This window comes from Staphylococcus sp. HMSC13A10, from assembly GCF_001808005.1.
Lineage (GTDB): Bacteria > Bacillota > Bacilli > Staphylococcales > Staphylococcaceae > Staphylococcus > Staphylococcus pasteuri.
Genome location: NZ_KV791843.1, coordinates 1 through 592 on the forward strand (window position 1 = coordinate 1; position 592 = coordinate 592).

The following is a 592-nucleotide window of genomic DNA, read 5'->3' on the forward strand; positions in this document are numbered from 1 at the left end:
TACTCCATATTCACATCTTTTGTATGTTTTTGTATTACATCTGCTTGTGCTTTGAAATCAACATCAGATTTTTTCTTCGGTTTTTCATACTTTTCTGGGTGCTCTATCGTGTCGTTAAATAGCTCTATGACAGTGTTTAATTGGTTTAATGTGAAAATATCTCCTAACGCATATAATGCATCTTGTTCTTCTGATTTTGTCTTAATAAGCTTCTTATATTTAAAGATAGCTGTTTTTCCTAACTCTAAATGTTCAGCTAATAATTTCCACTGTGCGTCATTAACAAACCATTCTGCGATATTCTTACTTTTCGTTTTTGAGATACTTAATATCTTCTGTGTTTTAGTGTTAGCCATATTAAAACGCTTCTTTAATCATTAATTTCAATTATTTTACTTAATAATTATATCATTACTTACGTCTTTATTTATGTTCTTATTTACGTTTATAAGTAAATATCCAATTTTGCTTTATAATTATTATTAGGGATATATATTGCTTACTTACTATCCTATTTATTATTTTACTTATTATAATATTCATATCTCTATTTACATAACTATTTATACTTATACTTACAGTTATGAATACG

General features: G+C 26.0%; 1 pseudogene. It reads right to left on the reverse strand.

The features are described from left to right. Window positions 1-356 (reverse strand): annotated as a pseudogene (locus HMPREF3125_RS03320) (hypothetical protein); the annotation flags it as partial. Window positions 357-592: the final 236 nt, after the last annotated feature.